Annotated in this window: 22 protein-coding genes and 1 pseudogene; 12 read left to right on the plus strand and 11 right to left on the minus strand. The window is 70.8% G+C overall.

All coding sequences use genetic code 11. From position 1 onward, the window contains the following. The gene (locus WMF46_RS06660) at positions 1–318 is read right to left on the minus strand and encodes a putative quinol monooxygenase (protein WP_437984829.1); all 318 of its coding nucleotides are present in this window, start codon (positions 316–318) and stop codon (positions 1–3) included. Between the two features lie 292 nt (positions 319–610). On the opposite strand from WMF46_RS06660, the gene WMF46_RS06665 reads away from it, so the two are divergent. The 4 genes from WMF46_RS06665 to WMF46_RS06680 all read left to right on the plus strand — a co-directional run bounded on the left by WMF46_RS06665 (position 611) and on the right by WMF46_RS06680 (position 5,153). Next, entirely contained in the window at positions 611–1,795 is a 1,185-nt protein-coding gene (locus WMF46_RS06665) for a hypothetical protein (protein WP_437984830.1), read from the plus strand. Next, on the plus strand, positions 1,792–2,469 hold the full coding sequence (locus WMF46_RS06670) for a hypothetical protein (RefSeq protein ID WP_437984831.1): 678 nt from the start codon (positions 1,792–1,794) through the stop codon (positions 2,467–2,469). The genes WMF46_RS06665 and WMF46_RS06670 overlap by 4 nt, the downstream gene beginning before the upstream one ends. A 144-nt stretch (positions 2,470–2,613) precedes the next feature. Beyond that, on the plus strand, positions 2,614–4,542 hold the full coding sequence (locus WMF46_RS06675; protein WP_437984832.1) for an ATP-binding protein: 1,929 nt from the start codon (positions 2,614–2,616) through the stop codon (positions 4,540–4,542). Between the two features lie 230 nt (positions 4,543–4,772). After that, entirely contained in the window at positions 4,773–5,153 is a 381-nt protein-coding gene (locus tag WMF46_RS06680) for a response regulator (RefSeq protein WP_437984833.1), read from the plus strand. Positions 5,154–5,226: 73 nt separating this feature from the next. Here WMF46_RS06680 and WMF46_RS06685 read toward each other — a convergent pair whose 3' ends face one another. From WMF46_RS06685 to WMF46_RS06695, 3 genes are all read right to left on the minus strand, one after another. Next, positions 5,227–6,900 (minus strand): glycerol-3-phosphate dehydrogenase/oxidase, encoded by a 1,674-nt coding sequence (locus WMF46_RS06685; RefSeq protein ID WP_437984834.1) that lies wholly within the window; start codon positions 6,898–6,900, stop codon positions 5,227–5,229. A gap of 96 nt (positions 6,901–6,996) precedes the next feature. Then, positions 6,997–9,039: an ABC transporter ATP-binding protein gene (locus tag WMF46_RS06690; protein WP_437984835.1), complete on the minus strand. Its 2,043-nt coding sequence runs from the start codon at positions 9,037–9,039 to the stop codon at positions 6,997–6,999. 258 nt (positions 9,040–9,297) lie between these two features. Next, a complete protein-coding gene (locus WMF46_RS06695; protein ID WP_437984836.1) occupies positions 9,298–9,924 on the minus strand; it encodes an NAD(P)H-dependent oxidoreductase in 627 nt (208 codons plus the stop codon). 191 nt (positions 9,925–10,115) lie between these two features. On the opposite strand from WMF46_RS06695, the gene WMF46_RS06700 reads away from it, so the two are divergent. The 5 genes and pseudogenes from WMF46_RS06700 (at position 10,116) to WMF46_RS06720 (ending at position 14,982) form a co-directional block, all read left to right on the plus strand. Continuing rightward, positions 10,116–10,616, plus strand: coding sequence for a response regulator (locus WMF46_RS06700; protein ID WP_437984837.1), 501 nt, complete (start codon positions 10,116–10,118; stop codon positions 10,614–10,616). Between the two features lie 179 nt (positions 10,617–10,795). Then, complete coding sequence (locus WMF46_RS06705; RefSeq protein ID WP_437984838.1) at positions 10,796–12,373, plus strand: alkaline phosphatase D family protein; 1,578 nt, start codon at positions 10,796–10,798, stop codon at positions 12,371–12,373. An 86-nt stretch (positions 12,374–12,459) separates the two neighbouring features. Continuing rightward, a pseudogene (locus WMF46_RS06710) lies at positions 12,460–12,918 on the plus strand (multicopper oxidase domain-containing protein); the annotation flags it as partial. A 457-nt stretch (positions 12,919–13,375) separates the two neighbouring features. Next, positions 13,376–13,693, plus strand: coding sequence for a multicopper oxidase domain-containing protein (locus WMF46_RS06715; RefSeq protein WP_437984839.1), 318 nt, complete (start codon positions 13,376–13,378; stop codon positions 13,691–13,693). 260 nt (positions 13,694–13,953) lie between these two features. After that, positions 13,954–14,982 (plus strand): hypothetical protein, encoded by a 1,029-nt coding sequence (locus WMF46_RS06720; protein WP_437984840.1) that lies wholly within the window; start codon positions 13,954–13,956, stop codon positions 14,980–14,982. 10 nt (positions 14,983–14,992) lie between these two features. Here WMF46_RS06720 and WMF46_RS06725 read toward each other — a convergent pair whose 3' ends face one another. The 3 genes from WMF46_RS06725 to WMF46_RS06735 are packed head-to-tail and all read right to left on the minus strand — an operon-like array spanning position 14,993 to position 17,749. After that, positions 14,993–15,478: a hypothetical protein gene (locus WMF46_RS06725; protein WP_437984841.1), complete on the minus strand. Its 486-nt coding sequence runs from the start codon at positions 15,476–15,478 to the stop codon at positions 14,993–14,995. A gap of 1 nt (position 15,479) precedes the next feature. Beyond that, positions 15,480–16,994: a hypothetical protein gene (locus WMF46_RS06730; RefSeq protein WP_437984842.1), complete on the minus strand. Its 1,515-nt coding sequence runs from the start codon at positions 16,992–16,994 to the stop codon at positions 15,480–15,482. Positions 16,995–17,020: 26 nt separating this feature from the next. After that, positions 17,021–17,749 carry a hypothetical protein gene (locus WMF46_RS06735; protein WP_437984843.1) on the minus strand — a complete coding sequence of 243 codons (729 nt, stop codon included), beginning with the start codon at positions 17,747–17,749 and terminating at the stop codon, positions 17,021–17,023. Between the two features lie 704 nt (positions 17,750–18,453). On the opposite strand from WMF46_RS06735, the gene WMF46_RS06740 reads away from it, so the two are divergent. Together WMF46_RS06740 and WMF46_RS06745 are read left to right on the plus strand one after the other, a co-directional pair. Continuing rightward, complete coding sequence (locus WMF46_RS06740; protein WP_437984844.1) at positions 18,454–20,463, plus strand: sensor histidine kinase; 2,010 nt, start codon at positions 18,454–18,456, stop codon at positions 20,461–20,463. Next, a complete protein-coding gene (locus WMF46_RS06745) occupies positions 20,447–20,824 on the plus strand; it encodes a response regulator (RefSeq protein WP_437984845.1) in 378 nt (125 codons plus the stop codon). Before WMF46_RS06740 ends, WMF46_RS06745 begins: the two co-directional genes overlap by 17 nt. Positions 20,825–20,942: 118 nt before the next feature. Here the strand turns inward: WMF46_RS06745 and WMF46_RS06750 are convergent, their stop codons facing one another. The 3 genes from WMF46_RS06750 to WMF46_RS06760 all read right to left on the minus strand — a co-directional run bounded on the left by WMF46_RS06750 (position 20,943) and on the right by WMF46_RS06760 (position 23,537). Then, entirely contained in the window at positions 20,943–21,605 is a 663-nt protein-coding gene (locus WMF46_RS06750) for a glutathione S-transferase family protein (RefSeq protein WP_437984846.1), read from the minus strand. Between the two features lie 26 nt (positions 21,606–21,631). Continuing rightward, positions 21,632–22,105: a hypothetical protein gene (locus WMF46_RS06755; RefSeq protein WP_437984847.1), complete on the minus strand. Its 474-nt coding sequence runs from the start codon at positions 22,103–22,105 to the stop codon at positions 21,632–21,634. Positions 22,106–22,529: 424 nt separating this feature from the next. Next, positions 22,530–23,537 (minus strand): aldo/keto reductase, encoded by a 1,008-nt coding sequence (locus WMF46_RS06760; protein ID WP_437984848.1) that lies wholly within the window; start codon positions 23,535–23,537, stop codon positions 22,530–22,532. A gap of 57 nt (positions 23,538–23,594) precedes the next feature. Here WMF46_RS06760 and WMF46_RS06765 point away from each other — a divergent pair, with 57 nt between their 5' ends. Continuing rightward, on the plus strand, positions 23,595–24,506 hold the full coding sequence (locus WMF46_RS06765; RefSeq protein WP_437984849.1) for a LysR family transcriptional regulator: 912 nt from the start codon (positions 23,595–23,597) through the stop codon (positions 24,504–24,506). A 124-nt stretch (positions 24,507–24,630) separates the two neighbouring features. On the opposite strand, the gene WMF46_RS06770 is transcribed toward WMF46_RS06765, so the two are convergent. Next, on the minus strand, positions 24,631–25,584 hold the full coding sequence (locus tag WMF46_RS06770; RefSeq protein WP_437984850.1) for a serine/threonine-protein kinase: 954 nt from the start codon (positions 25,582–25,584) through the stop codon (positions 24,631–24,633). Positions 25,585–25,698 lie beyond the last annotated feature (114 nt).

The following is a 25,698-nucleotide window of genomic DNA, read 5'->3' on the forward strand; positions in this document are numbered from 1 at the left end:
TCAAACCCCCGCGTCGTCAGGGAAGACATTGACGTATTTCCGGCTGGTCCGCGGCTCGGCCATCATCTCCGCGACGGTGTCCCGCCACCGCTGGTAATGCGCCGTTTCCTTGTGTGCGGCCGGCGCCTCCTTGGTCCTGTAGACCTCGACAAGCACGAACCGCGCGGGATCCTCGGTGTCCTGGACGACGTCGAACCGGGCGATCCCCGGCTCCTTGACGCTCTCGCGTGCGTTCTCGATCGTCGCGCTCCGGAAGGCGTCGACGAGCTCGGGTCTGACACGTACATGCACATGCACGACGAACAGGCTGTTGGACATGCGCGCAATCTAGCTCGGGCGCGCTGCCACAGGAACCCGGCTCGCGCCGCGGCCGGCCTTCCGGGAGAGCGCGCGCAGGCCGCGCGGGCTCGGCCGAGCGCGCCGCCTCCGGGCGGGGCGGGGCGGCGGGTGGCGGGGCGGGCGCGCGGGTGGCGGCGGTCGGCAGAGCGCCGTCGCCCCCTGCGTGGACTCCCGACTTGGCTCGGCCGGCTCGCGCACTACGATCGTCGTGACCCGGCGTGCGGCTCGGCAAGCGTCGAGTGCATGAGCGCCGCGAGCGAGGAAGGTCGATATGGCGGATCCGACCACGGAGAGCCCGGAGCCCGATGCGGCGCGGCCCATCGCGCTGCATTCCATCGAGTTCAGGTCCGATCACGGTCTCCTGAAGGACTGCAAGGGGGAGAGCGGCTGGAGGAACGAGGGGGCCCTGTGCCCACGGCCGGAGTGGACGCCGGGGGGCGCCGTCCCCCTCTCGATCTCGATGGGGCGGCACATCGTCGTCCGGCTCGAGCTCGCGCAGCGCGACGCCTACAGCGCGGCGGCGGCCGAGATCCGCGCCGTGGGGCCGGGGGGCATCGTCCTCGAGAGCCGCGGCGGCGGGGCCGTCGCCGCGCCGCTCGATCTCTTCTCCTCGCGGCAGATCGGGAGGAAGATCCAGAAGTTCAACCTCGCCCTGAGCTGGTCTGCAGGGGCGGAAGCTACCGTGTCGCCCGCCCGGACCTCGAACGTCGTCTATGTCACGATGGGCAGGCCCCAGACCGACAGACAGGATGTCTGGCAGGAAGATGGGGTGACCTTGAAGCGGATGGACAGGGCGGTTTCCTGGATCGCGCCGATGGATACCCTCAATCCCCACGAGATCGTGGAGGGGGTCATGGCCAGGTTCCCGACCTACACGCTCCTGCCGAGCCCCAGGGTGCCCCGGCAGTACCATCACCCGACGTACATGAACGACGAGGGCGGCGCCTGGCCGATGACCGATCACGTGGAGGAGAGCGGGGAGTGCCAGGCGATCGTCCGCCTCCTCCGCGGCATGCTGCGCCAGCTCGGGATCCCGGGGCGGACGCGCATGATGGTGGTCTGGGGCGACCCCAACGTGGGCGGCGGGCGCAGGACGCTGTCGGCCGATGTCGAGCAGAACCCGTGGGCGGGGCTCGACGTCACGAAGGTCGAGGGCGGCCGCGTGTGGCGCGCCGCGCTCGTCGACGGGCCGGTGGAGGTGGGGAGGACCTATCCGGCGTCCCATACGCGCATGCCCGACGGGACGCTCAGCCCGGGGCTCAACCGGTACGAGGCGTGCCTCGAGTTCTCCCACGGCGGCGTGACCAGGTATTACGCGGGGGGCGCCGGCGTGTTCGATTCCATCGAGCCGATCCTGGGCGTCTTCTGGGGGCTCATCTGGTTCAGCTCGGCGCCGGACGACGGGTACCGCGTGGAGCAGATCGTGGCGACCTACAGGAACGGAGGCTGGGGATGAGCGCGGACGCATTTCACAAGCAGGACGTCGACGCGAAGATCACGGGGTGGCTCGCGGCCGTGGCGCGCGTCTCGCCGGAGGGCTTCACGCCCGTCGAGCGGTTCGACGACGTGCCGACCCAGGCGCGCGCGGAGTCGTTCTACTGGTGCGACTCCATCTTCCGGGACGAGCTCAACCCGCACGGCGAGGCCGTGAAGGCGCGCCACGCGTTTCATGCCGCCACGGACGATACGCCCGACCTGCTCCGCCACGAGTACGCCGCGGGCGGGCTCGGGCTCACCGTCATCGAGGGGCGCAACTTCATTCTCGTCCAGGTCGATCGCGCGAGCCTCGATATCCTCTCTCTCTGCGGTCCAGACCGCGCCGCCGCCGTGCGCCGGGTGGCCGAGGCGCTCTTCAACGCGGGCGTCGAATCGAGCGCGGTGGGCATTCCGGTGACCTCCGGTCCGGCGGCCTGCCCGGACGCCGCCGGGACACAGGAGCTCGAGGAAGGGACGGTGTTTTCGAGCAATCCGGCCGTGGACCCGGATCTCCTCACCTGCTGGAAAGACCGCACGGAGTGCGGTGTTCAGGGCGGAAGGCTCTACTTCCTCTGTTACAAGAAATCATCCCAGCGCGTGGGGTTCGCGAACGCGTGGCAATGGTTCGACGACCGGAGGGCCGGGGTCGGGTGAGGCGGGGGTAGGCGCGGAGCGCGCGGGAAAGCGCGGGAACGCGCCGGGACGTGAGAGAACGTGGATCCCCGCTGCGCCGGTATTGCGTCTGCGCGCCGCGCGCGGGATGTTGCGCGCGTGGCGGGACCACAGGCACCCAGGATCTTGATCTTCCCAGGCGGCCCCTCGGGCGCTGCGCAGGCGCTCGCCGCGGCGCGCGGCTATGTCGCGGTCCCGGCGCGGGACGTCGAGGCCGGGCTGGATCTCCTGGCGACTCAGCCGTTCGACGTGGCCGTGCTGGCGGACGAGGGGCCGCTCGAGGACACGCTCGCGCTCTGCCGGCGGCTGCGCGCGGCGCCCGGGGGCGATCGCGTGGCCGTGGTCGCCGTCACCGGGAGCGCGGGCGCGACCGCGGCGCTGCTCGAGGCGGGCGCGACGGTCGTGGCGGCGGCGCTCGAGCCGTCGATCGCCATCCAGCTCGACGCGGCGGTGTGGTGGGTGCGGCGGCCGTCGGCGCACGTGGCCGACCGGGCGCCCGCGGAGCGCGCGCTGCTCGAGCGCGCCGCGCGCTCCTTCCGCGACGCGTCCGCGGAGGTGATCGGCCTCCTCATGTGGGACGCGGCGGGGGGCGTGCTCGACGCGAACGACGCGTTCCTCGGCATGGTGGGCTACACGCGCGAGGACGTCGAGGCGGGGCGCCTCAACTGGATGGCGATCACGCCGCCCGAGCACCGCGCCGCGGACCAGCGCGCCCTCTCGGAGGTCCTGAAGAACGGCGTCTGCCCGCCGTTCGAGAAGGAGTTCCTGGCCCGCGACGGGCGGCGCGTGCCCGTCCTCATCGCGCCTGCGCTGGTCGAGGGGGCGCGCGATCGCGGCGTCTGCTTCGCCTTCGACATGAAGGCCCGCAAGGCCGCGGAGGACGCGCTCCGGACGAGCGAGGAGCGCCTGCGGCTCGTCGTGCGCGCCACGAGCGACGCCTTCTGGGACTGGGATCTCTCGTCCGGGCGCGTCACCGGCAGCGAGCGCATGCGGAGCTTCTATGGCACGGGCGGCGCCGACATCGAGGAGGACGCTGTGTGGTGGTTCGAGCGGGTCCACCCCGAGGATCGCGATCGCGTGATGAACGGGCTGCGGCGCGCGATGGAGGGGGACGGGGGGACGTTCGAGCTCTGGTACCGGTGCCTGCTCGCGGACGGCAGCTACGCCGACGTCCACGACCGGGGCATCGTGCTGCGCGACGCGACCGGCAGGGCGTACCGGATGCTCGGGGCCGTGTCCGACGTCACGGAGCGCCGGCAGATGGAGACGCGGCTCCAGCTCGCCGATCGCATGGCCTCGCTCGGCACGCTCGCGGCCGGGGTGGCGCACGAGATCAACAACCCCCTCGCGTACATGGTCGCGAACGTCGATTTCGCGCGCAAGGAGCTCCGCGCGAAGGGGGCCGGCGCGCGCCTCGACGCGCTCCTCTCGGCGCTCGACGAGGCCGCGGAGGGCGGCGCGCGGGTACGGCACATCGTGGGCGGCCTGAAGACGTTCTCGCGGGCCGACGACGGCGAGCTCGGCCCGGTCGACGTCGACCCGGTGATCCAGCTGGTCCTGCGGATGGCGCAGCAGCAGATACGGAGCAAGGCGCGGCTCGTCCTGGAGCTCAGCCCGGTGCCGGCCGTCCACGCGAACGAGGCGCAGCTCGGCCAGGTGATCCTGAACCTGCTCGTGAACGCCGCCCAGGCGCTGCCGGAGGGGAAGGTGTCGGAGAACGAGATCCGGATCTCCACCGCCCCCGCGCCGCCCGGCCGCGTGTGCATCGAGGTGTGCGACACCGGGCCTGGGATCGCGCCGGAGCTGCAGCGCCGCATCTTCGACCCGTTCTTCACGACGAAGCCCATCGGGGAAGGGACGGGGCTCGGGCTCGCGATCTGCCACGGCATCGTGACGAGCTTCCGGGGCGAGATCGGCGTGGAGAGCGAGGTCGGCAAGGGCGCGTGTTTCCGCGTGCTCTTGCCTGTCCATGACCATCGCGCGGGGACAGGCGAGGAGCGCAACGCCGGCTCGGGCGGAGCCTCCGACGAGCTTCCCGAGGAGGCCGCTCAGTAGGCGCTCCGCCGTCCTTGGCGGACGGGCTCCGACAGGCGGCGCGCCGGTCCGTGCTCCGGCGCGCCCCGGGGCCGCTCCGCGGGACCGACCGCTTGCCAGGGCCGCGGCGTTCGCTCAAGTTGCGTCACCGGCCCCATGAACACTCGATCGGTCAGGGCCGCAGCTGGGCTGCTCGGCGGGGCGGCAGAAGAAGCGCGCCGCGCGGCGCAGTCCGGTCGTGAGGTTCGGTCATGATCGAGAAAACTGGCCGCATCCTGGTCGTCGAGGACGATCTGGATATCAGGAGCATTCTGACGCAGCTCCTCGTGTTCGAGGGGTACGACGTCGAGGAGGCGGCGGACGGCGCCGAGGCGCTCACGCTGCTGCGGCGGGACGCGCCGCCCGCGCTGATCCTGCTCGATCTGATGATGCCGGTCATGGACGGGTGGCAGCTCCGCGCCGAGCTCCAGCGCGACCCGGCGCTCGCGTCGATCCCGGTGGTGATCGTGTCCGCCGACGTGCGGGTCGAGCAGGAGGCGTCGCGGCTGCGCGTCGCGGGCCTGCTGAAGAAGCCGCTCCAGATCGAGCCGCTGCTCGAGCTGGTCCACCGCATCTGCGGCGCGCCGGCGTGATGAGCCGGGCGGGGCGCGCGCGCCCATCGAGATCGCGCGCCAGGGCGGCGCTGGGGCGGCTCGGGGGCCCTGATCAGGCTCCGGGGCGCGGCGCTGCTTGACCGGCAGCGCCCGCGGCGGGCGCCTTCCCCTCCGCGAGGCGGCCGGCGCCGTGTTCGTGGAAGTACTCCGAAAGCCGCCTGTCGGCCTCGTCCCCGAAGAGGAGCTCGCACGCCTCGCGGAGGCCGGGCGACCTCGCGAGCGCCTCGCGGCGGAGCAAGAGCGAGATCTTCGTGCGCCGCCGCAGGAAATCATCGAGCTTCGCGATCATCTCGTGCTTCGCGGCGTGGGCGACCTCGCAGCGCAGGTCGTCCGCCCCTTCGAACAGCGGCTCGGCCATCCTCGGATCGCGCTGGATGTCCTCGAGCAGCCCGAGCGCCTGCGCGCCATAGCGGCGCCAAAGCCGCGTGCTGAGCGTCTCCGAGGCGCGCGGCGGCGTCAGCGCGTCGAGATCGAGGGCGCGCGCCTTGTGAAAGAACTCTTTACGAAGCGCCTCGCCCGGCTCGCCATACCAGCGCTGCGCAGGGCGGGGCAGCGCGACGCCGAGCCCCTGCACGGCGGCGCAGACCTCGTCGCCCACGTTGATGCAATCGGTGAGCTTGCCGCCGAAGATGCTCACGTGGGCCTGCGCCCCGTCCACCTCGAGGGCGTGCTTGCGCGAGAGCTGCAGCCAGTCCTCGCCGTCCCCGCCGCCCTCGACGGCCAGGGGGCGCACCCCGCAGCGCTCCGCGATGACGTCGGCCTCGTTCAGGGGGCGGGGCAGGTTGAGGCGCTTGTTGATGTTGGAGAGCACGAAGCGCCGATCCTCGGGCGTCACCGCCGCGCGCGGGCCCTCGACGCGGGTGTCGGTCGTGCCGATGCACGTCCTCGATCCCATCGGGATCACGAAGAACGGCCGGCCGTCGTCCGCGAAGAACGTGAGCACCCGCCGGCTCGAGGTGAGCCGATCCACGATGAGGTGGATGCCCTTCGAGAAGATGTGGCGGTGCCTCGTCCGCTGGCCCGTCAGCTCGTTGTGCGCGTCGACGAACGGCCCGCAGGCGTTGACGAGCACGCGCGACCGGACGGAGAGCTCCCTGCCCGACAGGACGTCGCGGGCGCGCGTGACCCACGCGCCCCCCTCGCGCCGCGCGCCGAGCGACTCGACGTAGTTGGCCACCCGCGCGCCGTGATCGAGCGCCGCGCGCACGAAGCCCCAGACGAACCGCGCGTCGTTGTCGACAAGGTACGCGTCGGAGTACTCGAATCCTCCGTCGCAGCCGTCCAGGTTGACGATCGGCTCCTCCCGCGCGATCGCCCGGCGGGAGAGCAGGCGGGGGATGCGCGTGAAGAAGCTGCCGATGATCCAGTAGAGCCAGGTGCCCAGGAAGAGCTTGAAGAGCCCGTGGCGGAAGCCCCGCTCGTGCGCGGCGTAGAACCGGATCTCCTGCACCGACGACGGGTAGCTCCTGAGGAGGAGGTTCCTCGACGTGCAGAGCTTCCGCACGAGCGGAAACTCGAAGCTCTCCATGTACTTGATGCCGCCCCAGGCGAGGTTCGACGACTCCTGGCTGGTGAATCCGGCGAAGTCGCCCCGATCGATCAGCGCGACCTTCGCCCCCCGCGCGGCGAGGGCCGCGGCCGCGACGGCGCCGTTGATCCCGGCGCCGAGGACGAGGACGTCGAACGTGTCGCGGCTCAAGCTGTCGATGTTCGTGGCCCGCAGCATCGATGGCGATCCGGCGAAGGCGCGGCCGGCGCTCGCCCCACCTGCTCTATCACGTCCTCGCCGCCTCGGGGCGGCGGACGGCGCCCGACGTCTCGCTCAGCCCATCAGCCCATCGGCCCAGCTGCCGTCCTCGCTGCGGTACGCGTCGGACGACGGCGCCGGCTGGACGCGGCGCGGGCTGCTCTTCGCCGCGGCGGCGTGGCCGGTGTGGAGGTGCTGCCAGCGCGCCATCTTGGTGTAGACGCCGCCCCGCCGCAGGAGCTCTCCGTGCCCGCCGTTCTCGACGATGCGGCCGCGCTCCATCACGAAGATCTGGTCGCAGTCGACGACCGTGCTCAGGCGGTGGCTCATCAGGACGATCGTCCGCTTCCCCTTCAGGGCCCGCAGCGCCTCGGCGATGGTCCGCTCGTGCTCGGCGTCGAGCCCGTCGGTCGGCTCGTCGATCACCAGGATGGGCGCGTCCGTCAGCAGCGCGCGCGCGATCGCGATGCGCTGCCGCTGGCCGGTCGACAGGTTGAGCCCGCCGTCGGCGATCGCCGTCCGGTAGCCGTCCGGCAGCGCCTCGATGAAGCCGGCCGCCCCCGCCATCTCGGCCGCCCTCCGGAGCTCCGAGTCGGTCGCGGAGGGGCGGCCGTAGGCGATGTTCTCCGCGATCGTCGCCGGCAGGAGGATGCTGTCCTGGAGGACGAGCGCGATGTGCCGGCGCAGGTCGGCCACGCGGACCGCGCGCGTGTCGATGCCGTCGAGCCGCAGCGCGCCGCAGGTCGGGTTGTGGAAGCGCGGCAGCAGGCCGAGCAGCGTCGTCTTGCCGGCGCCGACCGAGCCCACGAACGCGACCATCTCGCCCGGCCGGATGGTCGCGTCGAGCCCGCGCAGCACCGGGTGGCCCGGGCGGTACTCGAACCCGACGCCATCGAGCGAGAGCGCGCGCGGCTGGGGCGGGAGGCTGGCCGCGTCGTGCCTGTCGACGACCGCCTGGTCGCGGTCCAGCACCTCGAAGACGCGCTGCGCGCCCGCGACGCCGCCCTGCACCGCGGCGCCGGCGCCGGTCAGCTTGCAGAGCGGGTCGTAGAGCATGCCCAGGTACCCGAGGAACGCCGTCAGCGCGCCGAGCGTCATGCCGGCCTCGCCCCCGCCCGCCCGGGCCTGGACGATGAGGTAGCCGCCGTAGCCGAGCACCAGCGCGCCGCCGAGCCCGAGGATCGAGCCCATGGCGAGCGTGTGGCGGAGCTCGTCGTGGTGGAGCCGGAGCCACGCCTTCACGCTGTTGCGCAGCGTCGTGTGGAAGCGCGCCTCCTCGTCCGCCTCGCGGCCGAACGCCTGGACGAGGCCGATCGACGCCATGGAGCGCTGGACGGACGTCGCGAACTCGCTCTCGACCTCCTTCGCCTCGGTGCACTTCTTGTGCAGCACGCGCCCGAACCGGACGTTCGTGAGGAGGAGCGGCGGGACGACCGCGAGCGCGAGCAGCGTGAGCTCCAGGCTGCGCGAGGCCATGATGCAGATCATCACGGCGAGCGTCAGCGCGCTCCCCATCACCGCGACCGCCACGTTGAGGATGCCGTGGAACCCGGAGGCGTCCTGGTTGAGCCGGTAGAGGGCGTCCCCCTGCGGCTGCGCCCGGTGATAGCCCATATGGAGCGCCTGGAGCTTCCGGTACACGTCGCGCCGCACGCGCGTGAGCCCGCCATAGCCGATGCGGAACGTGACCAAGGCGCGGCCCATGCCCACGAACTCCTGCGCCACGCGCAGGACGAGCGTGATCGCCGCGAGCCCGAGGACGCGGCCGAGCAGGCTGTCCGGGAGCGGCGCGAGCAGGACGCGATGGACGAAGTCCCCCGCGCGCGGGCCGGTCGAGATGAGATCCACGATCACGGCGACCGGCCACACCTGGAGCAGGCTGATCGCGATCGAGACGCAGACCAGCACGGCGAGCGCCGCGATGCGCGCCCACTCGCCCTTGAAATAGGCGCCCACCCGGAGGAAGAAGCGGACCCGCTCCGCGCCGGCCGGCTGGCTGGGCGCGGCGCGCGCGGCGGTCAGCTGCGTGGTCGTCCGAGGAGAATGCCTCGAAAACCTGACCCTGCCTTCGCGCCGAGGCGAAGGATGATAGTGCTTGCGGTGAGCCGGTGCGCTCATGGTTCGCTGAGCTCTCTCCTGTCTACGGCTGAGGTGGTCGTCGGCGGCCCATCTCGGGCCCGGCCTGACGATCCATCGGTTACGACCAGTAGCGAGGTATCGCCGCTGGTGTAACAGCCCAACGCGGACGCGCTCGACGCGAATGCCGGAGAACAGGTAGGCGCTCGTTGATTTGCTGCGCGGTTGTCCGGGACTCCAGGGCCGGCGACGCCGGCGCTGTCAACGGCACAGGCCGACGGCGCGGCCGGCTCTCCGCGCCTACCCGCGAGTCCGGCTCTCGCGCCTCGCGAGCCTCCGGCCGAGGGCGCGCGCCGGCGCGAGGTCGAGCTCCGCCGGCGCGTGATCCGCGCTCGCCCGAGGCGGGCCGTCGCGCCGCGCGGCCCTGCTCGTCGGATCCATCTCCGCGTCCATCTCCGCGCGGGCGGGGGCCTGGACGAGGACTCCATGGCCGGCGAGGGAGCCGAGCGTCGCCGTGAGCGTCGCGCGCTGCGCTCCCTCGACCGCGGACGGCGAGCAGAACACCGAGGCCACCTTGCCGGCGAGATCTCCCGAGGGCTGCCTCGATCCGTCGAGGAAGCGCCGGATCTCCGCGCACATCGCGCCATAGCGCGCAGGCGAGCCGATGGCGATGCCGTCCGCCCAGAAGAGGTCGTCCTGCTGCGCCAGCGGGACGGAGGCGAGGTGTTCCCGCGCGGCGCGGATCCGCTCATTCGCCGCGCTCCACCGGTCCTCGATCGCCGTCAGATCGGCGACGCGCCGGAGCCGCACGGTCGCTCCGGCCTGCCTGGCGCCCTGCGCGACGGCGGCCGCGAGCGCGGCCGTGCCGCCATAGCGGGAATAGAAGATCACGGCCACGTTCATGCCGAGCGCGCATGCAGTCCTCATACCGCCGTGATCCCATGGTCGGAGCGCTCCATGCCATGTCCGATGAGCTCGCCGCGCGCCCCGTCATGGCATCGTCGAGAACGGCATGAGGGGCAGGCTGGCAGGCCCCGCAGCCGTGGATGACGCATGGCGCAGAGCGCGCGTCGCGATTCAAATTGCGCGTCGCGGCTCCACGGCTTATGGGTCCTTTGATGGTCCGGAGCGGATTGCGCAGGGGAGGCGTCGATGTCCCGTGCGCCCCCGGAAGGGGGTGCGGCGCGGAGCGGGGCGATCCGCCGGCCGCGCCGCCGTGCCCTCCGGGCGCGATGGGGCGGAGGCTCGCCGAGCAGGGCCCCTCTCGACGGAAGACGATCTTCATCATCGAGGACGACCCAGGCGTCTGCGATGCGCTCGTGACCGTCCTGTGCGATGAGGGATACGATGTGATGACGGCCGGGGACGGCGCGGACGCGCTGGCCAGGCTCCGCGAGGCGCCGACGCCGGCGCTCATCGTGCTCGATCTGATGATGCCGGGGATGGACGGATACGCGTTCCGCGCAGAGCAGCTGCGCACGCCGGCGATCTCCGACGTCCCCGTGGTCGTGCTGACGGCGGGGGCGGCGCCGCGGGCCACGGAGCTCGGAGCGGTCGACATCCTGAAGAAGCCTGTCGATCTCGTCGCGTTGCTCGACGTGGTCGGTCGCAACACCTGAGTCGGCGCCGGGACGCCCGAAACAAACATCGCTGAGAGCGCGGCGCGACGGACGCGTTACAGCGCTCGTTTCTGCTTGCCGGGGCGGCGGTGCGTGCGTCATACGCAGCTCACCGCACGCGGTCGACAAGGGGCGTGATCATGTCGATGGCCCGGCGAAGCCTCCTTTGCAGCGTATCCATGTTCAGCCTCGCCGCGCTCCCCGGACTGTCGGGCGGCTGGGGCGCCGCGCCGGACGGCGACGCGCCTTTGCCGGCGTCGGGGGACGCTCCGTCGCCGGCCAGCGAGCTGTCGAAGGCGGTATTCCAGCACGGCGTGGCGAGCGGGGATCCGCTGCCCGATGCCGTCATCCTCTGGACGCGCGTGACGCCGGGCAAGGCGGGCCCGGTGGCGGTGACATGGCAGATCGCGCTCGACGCAGGCTTCAGCCGGATCGTGGGCACGGGGGCGCTCCTGACGGACGAGGAGCGCGATCACACGGTCAAGGTCGACGCCGGCGGGCTCGACCCAGGGACGACCTATTATTACCGGTTCATCGCCCTCGGCGGATCGTCGCCCGTCGGGCGCACGAGGACGGCGCCGCGCGGCCGCGCGGGGCGGCTGCGCTTCGCCGTCGCGTCGTGCGCGAGCTATGCGCACGGGCTGTTCCACGGGTACCGGCTCATCGCCGCGCGCCTCGACCTCGACGCGGTGATCCACCTCGGCGATTACATCTACGAATTCGGCGCCGGCCAGTACGGGAGCGCGCGGCATTACGAGCCCGCGCACGAGATCGTGACGCTCGCCGACTACCGCGCGCGTTATGCCCAGTACCGGCGCGACAGGGACCTCCAGGCGGCGCACCAGCAGCACCCGTTCATCACGGTCTGGGACGACCATGAGCTGGCGAACAACACATGGAAGGGCGGCGCGGGGAACCACGCGTGGCCTGCCGAGGGGGCGTGGGAGGAGCGCAGGGCGGTCGCGCAGCGCGCCTACGCGGAGTGGATGCCGATCCGCGAGCACCCTCGCGATGCCAGCCGGATCTGGCGCGCGCTGCGCTACGGCGATCTCGTCGACCTCTTCCTGCTCGACACGCGCTCCTGGGGGCGCGACAGGCAGGCCGACCCGAGCGATCGCGCGGCGATCGAGGCGCCGGCGCGGACGATGCTCGGGCGCGATCAGGAGGCGTGGCTGCGCGCGGAGCTCGCGGGCTCGACGGCGGCGTGGAAGGTCATCGGCCAGCAGGTGCTGATGGGCCAGATCCCGCAGGACCTGAACACGGACGCGTGGGACGGGTATCCGGCGGCGCGCCAGCGCTTCTTCGAGCTCCTCGACGAGGAGCGCGTGCGCGACGTCGTCGTGCTCAGCGGCGACACCCACGCGTCGTGGGCGATCGATCTCGCGCCGGCGCCGCTCGATCCGGCGCGCTACGACGCCGCGACGGGCCGTGGCGCGCTGGCGGTCGAGATCGCAGTGCCGGGGATCACCTCCCCGTGGCTCACCGAGGAGCAGGCCCGGGCGCTCGAACCGCTGGTCCTCGCGAACCCGCACGTCAAGTACGCCGACCTGTGGCGCCGCGGGTACGCGGTCCTCGACGTGACGCCGGATCGCGTGCAGGGCGCGTGGTTCCTGTACGATGCGCCCGAGCGCCCGGACGTCGACGAGGTGTTCGCCGCGGCGTTCGCCGCGCGCCGCGGCGAGAGCCACCTGCGCCGCGAGGAGGCGGCGGCGCCCGCCATCGACGACCCGCCGGAAGCCGCGCCTCGGGTCAGCTGACCTGGAGCCGACGTGCGGCGGGCCCGCGAAGCCCGCGAAACCACGCGGGTTCTCCGCCGGTTGGTGGTAAGATCCGTCCCTGCGATATGCTGTGCAGGCGTTCCGCTGGTCCTGTCGCGAGCCTCTGGCTCGCCGTCGCCGCGATCGGGTGTGCGGGCGAGCGTCCGTCGCAGCCCGAGGGGTGGGACAGCGCGGTGGCGCTGCGACCGGCGCGCGATCTCGACGCGAGCCCGGGGGTGCTCGAGGTCGATCTGACGGCGCGGGTCGAGGACGTGGAGATCGTGGCCGGCAAGAAGACGCCGACGTGGACCTACAACGGCGGGCTCCCCGGCCCGCTGCTGCGCGCCAGGGTGGGCGATCGCGTGATCGTGCACCTTCGCAACGAGCTGCCGGCGCCCACGACGGTCCACTGGCACGGCGTGCGTTTGCCGGCGGAGATGGATGGCGCGCCCGGGCACAGCCAGCCCGAGACGCCGCCGGGCGGCGGCTTCACGTACGACTTCGTGGTGCCGGACGCGGGGCTCTACTGGTACCACCCGCACGTCGACTCCGCGGTGCAGGCGGGCAATGGCCTCTACGGCCCGCTGCTGGTCGAGGATCCGGACGAGCCCGCGGCGCTCGGCGACGAGCTCGTGCTCAGCGACGTCAGCCTGCGCGACGACGGCTCGCTCGAGGACCCGGAGGCGGGCGGCAATCTCGGCACGCTGTTCGGGCGCGAGGGCGACCTCCTGCTCGTCAACGGGCGCGTCAACCCGGTGATCGGGGCGCGCGCCGGGCTCAGGCAGCGGTGGCGCATCGTCAACGCGGCCAAGTCCCGTTATTACCAGCTCCTCCTTCGGGAGGCCCGAGGTCGAGGCGTTCCGGCTGCGCCTCGCGGACGAGCCCCTGGCCGAGGAGGATCCGCTCCCCGCGATCGCGCGGGGCATCGAGGCGCTCGACACGGCGGCGGCGAGGCGCGTCGATCTGCAGCTGACGCGGGAGGAGGGCCCGGGCGACCTCGTGATGGGCATCAACGGCGTGCCCTCCTGGGAGGCGGAGCCGCTCGTGGCGGCGGTGGGCGAGACCGCGGTGTGGACCATCGAGAACACGATGGAGTTCGATCACCCGTTCCACCTGCACGGCTTCTTCTTCCAGGTGCTCGGCGCCGATGGCCAGCCGGTGAGGCCGCTCGCGTGGAAGGACACGGTGAACGTGCCTGTCGACGGCGCGGCGCGCTTCGCGGTGCGTTACGACAACCGGCCTGGCATGTGGATGTTCCACTGCCACATCCTCGATCACGCCGACGCGGGCATGATGGGGATGCTGCAAGTCTTGCGGTGAGCGCGGTGAGCGCGATGAGAGGCGGCGGGGGGAGGCGGCGAAGCGCGCGGAGCAGGACGCGCGGGGCGAGCGGTGCGCGGGTTGGGTTGATAACAGCGCTGTAGAAAAACAGGGGCTCTGTCGGTATCTCGCACAACACAGCACCTCCGCCGCGGCGGGAGGGGGCTGCTAGGGGAGGGGGATGCGAGGGGAAGGGGATGCGAGGCGCGGACAGGCATGATCCCGAGACGAAGTCGCCCTGGATCGGGTAGGATGGGAGCGTGGTAGATCTCGATGTGATCTCGGACCGAACCTACGTGGCTGCGGGGGCGGACTTCGCGTTCGTGATCACCCGGCGGGGGCGGGTCATCACCAAACGCGTGCCGCGCGACATGCCCAGGGAGGGCCGCAGCCAGATCGTCGAGGCGGCGCTGAGCCTCGGGGAGCGAGGGCGGCTCGGGTGCGTCGAGCTGCGGCGCGAGGATCTGGTGCCGTACGGGGGCGCGGCGCCCGTCGACGTGTACTTCGGCGTGGCCGCCGAGGCGATCCTCTGCGTGGTGATGCCCACGTGGGCGGACCGGCGGGACGTGGCGTCCGCGATCGAGCGCGGCCTGCGTGCCATCGACGAGGGGACCCTGGCGGCGCCGCAGCCGATCCGGAGCGCGCCGCGGCGCACCCGGTCGCGGCCGCGGGGAGAGGCGGTGCCTGCGTCGGCGCGCCGGCCGGTCACCGAGGTGCGCGAGGTGCCGCCGGCCATCTGCGGGGCCGCGGTCGTGTGCGAGGCGCCGGCCCCGGCCTCGAGGCGCCCGCCGCCGCCGTCGCCGCCGGCCCGCAAGCGGAGCGCGGTCGCGGGGCTGGCCCTCCTCGCCAACGGGGGGCCGCCGCGGTCGCTGGCGCGCCCGGTGGCGCTGCGCGAGGCGCCGGCGTCGCCCGGGGCGCCGGCGCGGCCGGCCGGGTCGCTGCCGGACATCCGGATTGGCGAGGCGGCGCTCGGGCGCGAGAGCCTCGACGCGATCGGGCGAGAGCTCGGCGGGGCGTGGCCGTCGGCGCCCGAGATCCGCGTCGGCGCGGCGTCGGCGGGGGAGGGGGCTCTGGCGTCGATCGAAGCGGAGATGCCGGAGCCGGCGCGGGCGGGATCGATGCCGGAGGCGATGCGCCTCGAGCTGGTGAGCATCAGCCGCGAGAGCCTGATGGAGATCGCGGCCGAGGAGGGGCGCATGGCGGCGGCGGGGCCGAGGCCGTGGGTGCCGCTGGTGCGGCCCGCGCAGGTCACGCGGCCGTGGGAAGAGCCGCCCGAGGAGGCGGGATGAAATCCCTGCGCTAGAGACGATACCCCGGATCGCGGGGTAGCTTGCCGTCGACGCGAAGCACTTTGACGTCATTCCCCGCTGCCGACGCGCGAACGAACCCGATGGCTCCGTCCACCCTGCCCACGATCCAGATGACCGTGGCCGCGTTCGACACGCCTTTCGGCGGACCGGATTGGCCACGAATCTTGCGATCGATCCAGTAGAGACCAACCTCCTCGGGTGACATGCCGAGGACCGCCTCGTCGAAGGCGATGCGCTCTGGAGCGGCCCTGGGATAGGTGATGGGCACCAGCAGCTTCCCGTTCACCATGACCTGGCTGCCCATGTACGCGCGCTTCAGATCTCCAAACGAGATCCCCTCCGCGGGGAAGCTCTTCGAGACGACGATCGCCAGAGGTCCCAGCTCGCCCGCGCCGTACGTCTCCTCCGGCGCTGCCGTGACCACCGCCGCGAACACCCATGCGCACGACGTCAAGAGGGTTCTTCGTGCGATCATGCTAGAAACTCCACGCGGCCTGCGTGACGAACTGATCAAAGTCGAAGCTCTTCTCTTTCAGGTAGGGCATCCATACATGCACACCGACGAGCTTCAGCACGACGTTCTCCGTGGGGCGTATGTTCAAGCCGCCGACGATATCGCACGCCTCGTACACGAAGGCGGATTTGCCCAGGTGGTCGTATTCGAAGCCGACCCAGGGCATGATGCCGTACCAGGGCAATCGATAACCCGTTTGAAAGTAAACGCCCCAGGTACGGTTGTCAGGGGTCCATGTCCCTGGGGCCAAGCCAGCAGGCCGGTGGTCGTCGTCGTAGCGTACATCATGCATGATGTACTCGGTCTGGAACAAGAACCCGCCCCATGTGTACTTGAGATCTGCGGCCAGGCCGAGCTCATCGTAGCTCGCGGTGATCGGGAAGTTGGTAGTAGGCGTGCCGTTCTCCAGCGTCGTGACCTGCCCGGCGTCGGTGTAGCGGCCCTTGTAGCCCGAAGTGCCGACTGCGAAGTTTCCGAACGGAGTGTCTTGCCGTAGCCAGAGGCGCCAGCCAACCGCCTTGTTCTTGTCCAGATCCATGTAGCTATCGACCGGGCCACGGCCGTTGGACAGCGTAAGGTGGTACCCTACCTGCGTGTCATTGATGCCATGACTCCCATACGCTTCGATGCCGGTTTGTCGTTGGGGCAGCCACTCGGAGCCGACGACATAGGGTCGCGTGACGCTCAGGATGACAGGTGTCCCGTGGTCCACGTTCCAGATCCCATACGGGGTAAGCCACTGTCCGAGCCGGACGTTGAAGAGAGGATGGGCAGCGTATTCAAGCCACGCGCGCTCGATGATCACCCCGCCCACCTTCTTCGCCCGGGAGAAGTCGGTGTAGTCTGGAAAGGCAGCGCTGATACGGGTGCTCCGGAACGTCGCCGGGTCGGTCACGACTGCCCCGTCGGGCAGGTAAGTGAATCGGAGCTCGATCAAGGAGCGGAACTTCTTGCCCAGGTTCGAGTCGAGGTAGACGTTGAGGTTGCCGATGTAGAACGTCGGGTTCGGGCCCACTCCGGTCGAGGCCCCGGATATCTTCTCGTCGCTGAGCAGCGTGGCGAAGGTGAAATCAGCGAAGCCGTAGACGCTGATCTTGGTCTCTTCGGAGGTGAGCTCCTCCGCGAGTTCCTCGCCGGCCAACGCTTGAGCGACGGATTCTCCGCCGGCTCCCGGCGCGGCGCCCGCGTCGATCGGGCCGGCAGCCCCTGCCTGTGGTCGAGGCGCCGCGGCGCTCGAAGCCGGGCTGGCCGCCGGCGAAGGTGTGTTTGCTGCGCCCGGCTGCGCGCTCGCGGCAGGTTGAGCCGGAGACGCCGGCTCCGGAGATTGAACGGCGCCCGAGGCGTCCGGTGCCGGAGCCTGTCCGGAGGGGGCCGCCGGACCCGTGGCCTCCGCAGGCGTCGGAGCTGCTTGTGCCGCCGCGAACGACGACCCGAGCGACAGCGCGGAGGATACGGCGAAGGCAAGGTGAATGGGCACGCCGCGGGGTGCAACGGATCGCGTTCTCAATTGGGGCAGCTCCCTTCCGCGACGCACTGGTATTGCTCGACTCCATAGGCGGTAAAGTCGCAGCACACGGTGCCGGTGAAGCAATTGTTCGGCGAGAGCGTGCAGCCTTGAACCTGACACTTTTGCGTCAGCTGGATATTGCAGTACGTGGCCTCGGTTCCTGCGCAATCTGCGTCGCCGGTGCAGGGCTTCCCCGCGCCGATCGGCGGCCGGCGACAGTAGGATGGGGTGACCGTGAGGTCGCACATGTATCCACCCGGGCAGTCGGCAGGGCCCTCGCACCCCTGGCTGGTGCAGTAGCCGCTGGTCCCCGAGACGGCGTGACAGGTGTTGTACTCGGCTTCGGGGCAAGGCGTCGTTGCGGTGTCGCACGCCGCAGCCAGGCCGGCCGGGGTCGCCGTGCATGGCGCCCCGGCGGACGCCCTGCTGAAGCCGGTCGCGCATTCGCACGCCCCTGTCGCTCCGGTCACCTCATTCTCGCCACATGCCGTGCAGGACGCCGCGGCGTCGGCGCGGCCATATCCGGCTTTGCAGACGCAGCCGCTTGGCCCGATCTCCTCGTTCTCGCCGCAGCGCACGCAGCCTGCCGTCGTTGCAGCATAACCCTCGGCGCAGACGCAGACCTCCGAGTACTCCGACACGGACATCACGGTCTGGCCAGGTCCACAGGGCTGTTCGCTGTCGTAGACGCAACCAAGGAACGAAAAAGCAACGGCATTGGCCATCAGAAAGACTCGACCCCATCGGCGTGACGCCGAGGGAGGAGGTCCATGCAGCAGTCTCGCAGACATCACGCTCATTCCTTGCTGTTGGGTTCCTTACACAACCTTCGAACGCAGAGTTTGCAAGAGGAGTGAACCTCTCTGTTGTCGAGCCCACCGGAGGGCAGCTCGGCACCTGCCGTCGTGGCTGGTCTGCCCAGATCCCAGCGTGCCCGTCCATTGCGGCCATGCCTCGAACTGCCCGTACATGGGTAATGCTACAGGGATCTGCAGCCAGTGGAAGGCCAATCTGCGCACCTGGGAGGGCGGCCCAGCGCAGCGCGACCCGAGCTCGCGCTGCGCTCCGTGGATCCGGGCGGCCTCTCACGGGCGTCAAGCGGGACAGCCTCGACGCCGGCGTGAGCTGTTGTGCTACACGTCGAGCCGCGGTGCGCCCAGCATCCGGCGATACTCCTTGTCCGGCGTCGCGCTCGACGACGCCCGGCTGTTCGCCGAGGCCCAGGAGGCGATCCGCCGGCTTCGCCCTGTTTTCACCATCCGGACACCCGGGAGCCGCCGCGCTCGCCCGAGCGGCGACGGGCCGGCCGGCGTGACGTCACCAGGTCCGGGGCGCGTACGTCGCCGGATCGCTGGGGGGTCGGTGCGCATCAGTATGGATTGCTTGACAACCCGATGGCCCTTCGCACGATTCGTCATCGTGGAGGAGCATGCGTACCGGACCCGACGATCACACGGAGCCAGGCGCGCTCGTCGTCGAGCACGCTCGCCACCCGGGGCCGGGCGGGCCCGCGGAGCGCGCTGAGCGCGCGGGCCCCGGGCCGCAGAAGGCCGCCTCGGGCTGCCCGCCGGAGCAACGTACGGACGATCTCGGGAAGAAGAGCCCTCCGCCGGGGAGCGGCCGAAGAGCCCAGCCGAGCACGGTCGCGACCGACATCCCGACGGACATCGCTCGCAAGTGGCAGGAGATGACCGATCTCCTCGCGGAGATCCTGCGCGTCCCGGCCGCTCTGATCATGAGAATCGAGCCGCCGGAGATGGTCGTCTGCGTCTCCAGCGAGTCGAAGGGGAACCCCTTCGCGCCCAACGAACGAGCGCGCCTCGGCTCCGGGCTCTACTGCGAGAGCGTGATGACGAGCCGAACGCCGCTGCTGATCCCTGACGCCCTGAAAGACGAGCAGTGGAAGTCGAATCCGGACATCGAGCTCGGGTTGATATCCTATCTCGGCTTCCCGATCTCCTGGCCCACGGGGGATATCTTCGGGACGATCTGCGTGCTGGATGACCGCGCGAACCATTACAGCAAGGCCTACCAGGCGCTCATGGAGCAGTGTCGCGACGTGATCGAGATGGACTTGAAATCGATCTTTGCCCTCGATACTCGCCTGACAGAAGAGGCCCGGGCGAAAGAGCGGCTCGAGCAGCAGGTCGCCGAGCGCACCGCCGACCTGCGCCACGCCAACGCCCAGCTCAGGCAGAAGATCGCCGAGCACGAGCGGACGGAGGCGGCGCTGCGGAGGGTCGCGGAGGAGTGCAGGTGCGCGGAGGAGGCGTTGCGCACGAGCCAGGAGCTCCTGCGCGCCATCATCGACAGCTCGACGGCCATCGTCTCCGTCAAGGACATCAAGGGGCGCTACCTCCTCGTCAACCGCCGCTTCGAGGAGCTGTTCGGCGTCGCTCGCGAGGCCATCGTGGGCAAGAGCGACGATGACGTGTTCTCTCGGGAGCACGCCGAGGCGCTCCGCGCTTTCGACCGGCGGGCGCTCCTCGCTGGGACGGCGCTGAAAGACGAAGAGGTGGTGCCCGAGGACGACGGCGCGCACACCTATTTCACCATCAAGTTCCCTCTGCGCGACGTCGCCGGCGTCCCGTACGCGGTGGGCGGCATCTCTACGGACATCACGGAGCGCAAGAAGATCGAGGCGGAGCGCGCCCTGGTCCTGGAGCGCGAGCAGAGGGCTCGGACCGCCGCCGAAGCGGCGGTGCGGATGCGCGACGACTTCCTGTCGATCGCCTCCCATGAGCTCTATACCCCCATCGCGGGCCTGAAGCTCGCCGTGCAAGGCTTGATGCGCGAGGCGACGACGCTCCCCGCCGGCGCGACGAAGCTGGCCAGGATGGCGGAGCGGCAGTGCCAGCGGCTCGTGAGGCTCATCGAAGATCTGCTCAACGTGGCTCGGATCCAGGCAGGCAAGCTCGAGCTGAAGCTGGGAGACGTCGATCTCCGGGCGCTCTCGCAGGAGGTCGTGGAGCACTTCGACGTGGAGCTGAAGCAGGCAGGAAGTACAGTGAGCTGGCGCGCAGACGCCCCCGTTGTGGGCGTGTGGGACAGGGCCCGTCTGGAGCAGGTGGTGACGAACCTGGTGCTGAACGCCATCAAGTATGGGAGGGGCAAGCCGATCGAGATCAGCGTCGCTGCCGAGGGCGAGGTGGCCAGGCTGGTCGTCGCCGATCGCGGCATCGGGATCGACGCGAGCTGCGCGCCGTACATCTTCGAACGCTTCGAGCGAGGCGTCTCGGCGCAGCACTATGGCGGTCTCGGCCTGGGGCTGTACATCAGCCGCCAGATCGTGGACGGCCATGATGGCTCGATCCGGGTCGAGAGCGAGCTCGGCGCGGGGGCTGCCTTCATCGTGGAGCTCCCCCTGCACCGGCGCCGCGACGCTCTGCCGACCGAGGTGTCTCCGCCGGCTGGAGGTCCCGATGAGCCTGCAGCATGATCCTCACGACGGTGTCTTGGTCGTCGACGACGACAGCGGATTTCGCGCCGTCGTGGAGGAGCTCTTGCAGGCATGCGGCTACGAGGTCGTCTGCGCGGAGAACGGCGCGGTGGCGCTGGAGCTGCTCCGCAGCGGCCTCCGCCCGAGCATCATCCTGCTCGACCTCATGATGCCGGAGATCAATGGCTGGGAGTTTCTCGCGCTCAAGCGACGGGAGCCCGCGCTGGCGGACATCCCGGTGGCGATCCTGTCGGGCGTCGACGCTCTGGAAGCCAAGGCAGCCACCCTGGACGTGTGTGCGCTGCTCAAGAAGCCGATCGATCTCGATACCCTTCTCGCCGTGGTCGCGAAGACACGATGAGCTCGCGTCAGGGAGCTCGTTCGGCGCTCGAGACATCCTCGAGCGACGGCGTCGACCCCGGTGAGAGCGGCGAGGGGTCGCGCCCATGGCGATGGCTGGTCGCCTGCGGCTGACCTCTTCACCCTCGCCGACCGGCGGCATCGAAGCGCGGAACCTCCGGGAGCTCCGGGGCATCGAGCCCCGCGAACGGATCGCGCCAGGCGTCGAGCTGCCACAGGCGCGCGTGCCAGGCCGCGACGCGCGGGTAGTCCGAGAGCGGCAGGCCGGCGAGATCCGCGAACGGAAGCACCGATGCCATCCGAAAGTCCGCATACGAAACCGCGCTCCCGACGAGCCAGTCCCTGCCGCTCAGGACCTGTTCGAGCAGCGCCGCCGCCTCGGCAAACCCCGAGAGCCCCTCCGCCACGAGGTCGTCGCGGATGGGACCGAGCCCGTAGCGCTGCTTCGTCACCCGCTCGAAGTGGACCTTGTCGCACGCGGCGACGAAGTTGTGCGTGCCCCAGCTCAACCACCGGATCATCTCCGGTTGCGCGGCGCCCGTGCGCCAGAAGTCCGAGCCCGTGAGCTGCGAGAGGCGGCACGCGATCGCGTCCGTCTCCCAGAGCGACTGGTCCCCCTCGACCAGGATGGGTACGCGCAGGTTCGGATTCAGCGCTCGGAACTTCTCCTGTTGTGACGGGTCGAGGGGAGCCGCGTGGACGTAGTCCACGGGTGCATCGAGGTGGCGCGCCACGGCGACGGCGACCCGTGGATTCAAGTTTCGGCTGAAGTACAGTTTCATGGGTCGTCCTCTCCAAGGCCCTGCGATCACAGGCCGCAGCCGACCCAGGTGCGCTCGATGGTCTTGTAGTCCTGGGTCATTCCGCTGGCGTTGGGGCAACCGGTCGAAAGGATCACCGTGCCCTTGATCTGGCACGACGACGAGCTCACAAACGTGCTGTTGCCGATGGCGACAGGGGCCTGCGGCGTGCCGACCAGGCCGTCCTGCTGCGCGCTCACCGCCGACCAGGACGCGGTCGAGCTGGGTTTGATTGAGGAGGCGACGAACACGGAGTACTCCATGCCGCTCTCGACGCCTGGCACGAACGGATTGTCCTTGACCTGCCCGGACTGCGACTGGACGGTCGCGGTGCTGGTGGTCTGGCCGAAGGTGATATCGACCTTCGCTTGCAGATGGCTGTTGCACAGATAGACCTGCTGCGAGAAGTTCGGCGGCGGGGCGCCGGCCGACGCGGCGCTCGTGAACATGAGGAGGGGGAGTACGAGCACGCGGACATTCATCCTGATCTCCTGTCTGTTTCGTTGCGGGGAGGCGATGCCCATTGCATCGCCGCGCGCGGGCGATCTCCGCACAGCCCGCGGGCGCTGGCAAGCAGCAAGGCTCCGGCAGCGAGTCCACGCGAGCGGCGGGCTCGGCGTCCGACCCGCCAGGGTGATGGCCCCGGACGCCGCGCTCGCGACCGCCACCTGGTGCTGGTCACCTCCGTCGCCTGCGCGCCCGCCGAGGAGCGGACTGCCGTCGGCGTCGAGCTTCGGCTCCCTCAACAGCACGCGAAGCAGAGCAAGAGCGTACACAGGGAGACGGGGAGGGGAGAGGTATAGAATCCCCACCTCTCGTCTCCCCGCCTCCCTGTGAATCCTTCCTTCTTCCTCTCCGCCAACCCGATCAATTCCTCGATGCATCGACGATGAGGCCGCCCTGAGGTCACCTCTCGCTGTCGAGCATCGCCATCATGGGCGCGGGGTAGCGGGCGCCGGCGATCTCTTCCGCGGGGACGGCGGCCTCGAGCTCGGTGAGGTCGGAGGGCGCCAGCGCGATCTCGAGGCCGGCGAGGGCATCGTCGAGCTGCTTCCGCGTGCGCGCGCCCATCGTCGGGATCACCGTGACGCCCTGCGCGGCGCCCTTGGCGCGGACCCAGGCGATCGCGAGCTGCACGGGGGTGACGCCGCGCCTCTCTGCGAGGCGAACGAAGGCGTCGACGAGGGCCTGGTTCTTCCGGGCGTTGTCGCCCGAGAAGCGCGGCAGGTGGGCCCGCATGTCGCCCGCGCCGCCCGGCTTGCTCCCGGCCAGCAGGCCGCGCGAGAGCACGCCGTACGCGGTGACCGCGACGCCGAGCTCGGCGAGCGCGGGGAAGATCGTCGCCTCGGGGCCGCGGCTCACGAGCGCATACTCGATCTGGAGGTCCACGATCGGGTGCACCTTCGCGGCGCGGCGGATCGTCTCCGCGCCCACCTCGGAGAGGGCGATATGGCGGACATAGCCCGCCTTCACCATGTCGGCGATGGCGCCGATCGTGTCCTCGATGGGGACCGCCGGGTCCAGGCGCGCGGGCCGGTAGACGTCGATGTAGTCGACGCCGAGGCGCGACAGGCTATGGGCGAGGAAGCTCTTCGTCGCGATCGGACGGGTGTCGAAGCCGAGGAAGGTGCCGTCGGGCGCGCGCAGGCCGCCGTACTTCACGCTGAGCACGGCCTTGTCGCGGCGGTCCTTGATCGCCCGGCCGACGAGCATCTCGTTCTTGCCCATGCCGTAGAAGTCGCCGGTGTCGATGAGGCTCACGCCCCGATCGAGCGCCGCGTGGATGGTCGCGATGCTCTCCGCGTCGTCGCTCTCGCCGTACCAGCTGCCCCCGCCCATGCTCATGCAGCCGAGGGCGAGGGGGAAGACGGAGGGGCCAGTTTTGCCGAGCTTGGTGGTGTTCGTCGTCGTCATGCCGTCACCCTAGGCGCTCGCGTTTCATTGCTCCAATGAATAGGATGTATTCTCGACATGCCTGAAGTTTATGGGAGAAACCTCGACCTGAACCTGCTCCGCGTCTTCGCCGTCGTCGCCGAGGCGGGCAGCGTCACGGAGGCGGCGAGCCGGCTGTACCTGACGCAGCCGGCGGTGAGCGCCGCGCTCCGGCGCCTGACCGCGACGATCGGTGCGCCGCTCTTCGTGCGGAGCGGGCGCGGGGTCGCGCTGACGAGCCGCGGCGAACGGCTGCGCGCGTCGCTGAAGCCGCACCTCGGTGCCCTGATCGAGGCCGCGCTGGCGCCGCCGACCTTCGACCCGAAGACGTGCGAGCGCACCCTCCGCCTCGGGCTCTCCGACACGGCCGAGGTGTGGCTGCTCCCGCCGCTCTTGCGCGCGCTCGAGCGCGAGGCGCCACGCATGCGCGTCGTCGCCGTGCCCGTGCAGTTCCGCACCGTGGGCGCGGCGCTCGCGGGCGGCGTCGACGCGGCGATCACGGTCGCCGACGATCTCCCTTCGAACGTCCGCCGGCGGCGGCTCTTGAAGACCGGCTTCACCTGCCTGTACGACCCGCGCCACGCGCGCCTGCGCAAGCTGACGGACGCCCAGTACTTCGCGCACGATCACGTCATCGTCTCGTACAACGGGGACCTGCGCGGCTTCGTGGAGGACCTGCTCGGCAAGACGCGGAGGATCCGGTGCTCCGTCGCGAGCTTCTCCAACCTGGGCGCGCTGATCGACGGCACAGCGATGCTGGCGACCGTGCCCGAGATCGTCGCCGACGACATCCGCGCCGTCAGGCCGCACCTCCGGACCAAGCCCCTGCCGTTCGAGGTCCAGCCCGGGTACATGGAGCTGCTCTGGCCCGCCGCCACGGACGACGACGAAGCGTGCAAGTTCGCTCGGGAGAAGATCGTCCAGATCGCGCGGCCGCTGAGCAAGGGATGACCGGCCCGCCGGCCCGTCAGCGCCCATCGGCCCGGAGAGAGTTCATGAAGGCACGAAGATCATCGATCTTTCTTCCGGCCTTCCCGCCTTCGGGGTCGATGGGAGCGCGGTCTGCCCCTGGTCCCTACGCCCCCGTCGCCCCGCGCGGCTGCCGCGCCGCGGCCGTCGCATAAGGCGGCTCGCGGCCGGCGCGCACGGCGGCGAGATCGGCGCGCATCGTCCTCGCGTCGGGATAACGCTCCTGCTTGAGGAAGGCGAGGGCGCGGTCGACAACGGCGCACAGGCCGGGCGGCGCCGTGGGGGCGTGCATCGCGAGGGGCGGCGCCTTCTCCGTGGCGACCGCGATGAGCAGGCGCGCGTCCTCGAGGTTGCCGTGGATCGTGCGGCCCGCGAGCAGCCGGAACATCGTCGCTCCGAGGCCGAAGAGGTCCGTCCGGCCGTCGATCTCGCGGATGAGGCCCAGGGCCTGCTCGGGCGCCATGTAATCGTCGGTGCCGATCGACACGCCCGTCGCGGTCTTCGTCATCTCGGGCACCCCGGCGACGTCCTCGAGCAGCGGGTCGAGGACGCGCGCGAGGCCGAAATCGAGCACCCGCACGCGCCCGTCGTTGCCGATATGGAGGTTCTCGGGCTTGAGATCGCGGTGAACGACGCCGTGCTCGTGCGCCACGATCAGCACGTCGAGGACCCGCTCGCCGAGCGCGAGCACCTGGCCGACAGGGAGCGTCCCGTGCCGCGCCATGCGGTCGAACACGGTCTCTCCCTCGAGCACCTCCATGGCCATGTAGACAAGGCCGTCGTCCGTGGCCCCGGACTCCAGCACCTGGGGGAGCCCGTCGCAGAGCGGCGCCACGGCGGCCAGCGCGCTCCCGATCGGCCCCTCGCGCAAGAACCGCTTTCGCACCGCCTCGATCTCGGCGAGCTCGGCGTGCAGTACCTTGAGCGCCGCCACGCACCCGTCAGCCCGGCGGCAGAAGAAGACGCTCGCCATGCCGCCGACCCCGAGGACGCTCTCCACCGCCCAGGGGCCGATCCACGTGCCGACGCGCTGCTCCGCCAGCTCCTCTTCGGTCACCATGGGGAGATGCTACCACCGGCGGCTCCCCGCCGGGCCTCGTCCCGCAAGGCCCCGGCCGCGCCCCTCTTGCAGGGCCCCGGCCGCGCCCCTCTTGCGGAGCCTCGTCCGCGTTCC

The organism is Sorangium sp. So ce117 (assembly GCF_051524395.1).
In the GTDB taxonomy this organism is placed as follows: domain Bacteria; phylum Myxococcota_A; class Polyangia; order Polyangiales; family Polyangiaceae; genus Sorangium; species Sorangium cellulosum_B.

What these genes read in the sequence shown, in the direction of transcription:
- WMF46_RS06700 (WP_437984837.1), top strand. Translation starts at nt 10,116, where the DNA reads ATGGTCCGGAGCGGATTGCGCAGGGGAGGCGTCGATGTCCCGTGCGCC.
- WMF46_RS06745 (WP_437984845.1), top strand. Translation starts at nt 20,447, where the DNA reads ATGAGCCTGCAGCATGATCCTCACGACGGTGTCTTGGTCGTCGACGAC.
- WMF46_RS06760 (WP_437984848.1), bottom strand. Translation starts at nt 23,537, where the DNA reads ATGACGACGACGAACACCACCAAGCTCGGCAAAACTGGCCCCTCCGTC.
- WMF46_RS06770 (WP_437984850.1), bottom strand. Translation starts at nt 25,584, where the DNA reads ATGGTGACCGAAGAGGAGCTGGCGGAGCAGCGCGTCGGCACGTGGATC.
- WMF46_RS06660 (WP_437984829.1), bottom strand. Translation starts at nt 318, where the DNA reads ATGTCCAACAGCCTGTTCGTCGTGCATGTGCATGTACGTGTCAGACCC.
- WMF46_RS06690 (WP_437984835.1), bottom strand. Translation starts at nt 9,039, where the DNA reads ATGAGCGCACCGGCTCACCGCAAGCACTATCATCCTTCGCCTCGGCGC.
- WMF46_RS06725 (WP_437984841.1), bottom strand. Translation starts at nt 15,478, where the DNA reads ATGATCGCACGAAGAACCCTCTTGACGTCGTGCGCATGGGTGTTCGCG.
- WMF46_RS06670 (WP_437984831.1), top strand. Translation starts at nt 1,792, where the DNA reads ATGAGCGCGGACGCATTTCACAAGCAGGACGTCGACGCGAAGATCACG.
- WMF46_RS06740 (WP_437984844.1), top strand. Translation starts at nt 18,454, where the DNA reads ATGCGTACCGGACCCGACGATCACACGGAGCCAGGCGCGCTCGTCGTC.
- WMF46_RS06680 (WP_437984833.1), top strand. Translation starts at nt 4,773, where the DNA reads ATGATCGAGAAAACTGGCCGCATCCTGGTCGTCGAGGACGATCTGGAT.
- WMF46_RS06755 (WP_437984847.1), bottom strand. Translation starts at nt 22,105, where the DNA reads ATGAATGTCCGCGTGCTCGTACTCCCCCTCCTCATGTTCACGAGCGCC.
- WMF46_RS06715 (WP_437984839.1), top strand. Translation starts at nt 13,376, where the DNA reads ATGGGCATCAACGGCGTGCCCTCCTGGGAGGCGGAGCCGCTCGTGGCG.
- WMF46_RS06685 (WP_437984834.1), bottom strand. Translation starts at nt 6,900, where the DNA reads ATGCTGCGGGCCACGAACATCGACAGCTTGAGCCGCGACACGTTCGAC.
- WMF46_RS06705 (WP_437984838.1), top strand. Translation starts at nt 10,796, where the DNA reads ATGTTCAGCCTCGCCGCGCTCCCCGGACTGTCGGGCGGCTGGGGCGCC.
- WMF46_RS06735 (WP_437984843.1), bottom strand. Translation starts at nt 17,749, where the DNA reads ATGGCCAATGCCGTTGCTTTTTCGTTCCTTGGTTGCGTCTACGACAGC.
- WMF46_RS06665 (WP_437984830.1), top strand. Translation starts at nt 611, where the DNA reads ATGGCGGATCCGACCACGGAGAGCCCGGAGCCCGATGCGGCGCGGCCC.
- WMF46_RS06695 (WP_437984836.1), bottom strand. Translation starts at nt 9,924, where the DNA reads ATGAGGACTGCATGCGCGCTCGGCATGAACGTGGCCGTGATCTTCTAT.
- WMF46_RS06750 (WP_437984846.1), bottom strand. Translation starts at nt 21,605, where the DNA reads ATGAAACTGTACTTCAGCCGAAACTTGAATCCACGGGTCGCCGTCGCC.
- WMF46_RS06765 (WP_437984849.1), top strand. Translation starts at nt 23,595, where the DNA reads ATGCCTGAAGTTTATGGGAGAAACCTCGACCTGAACCTGCTCCGCGTC.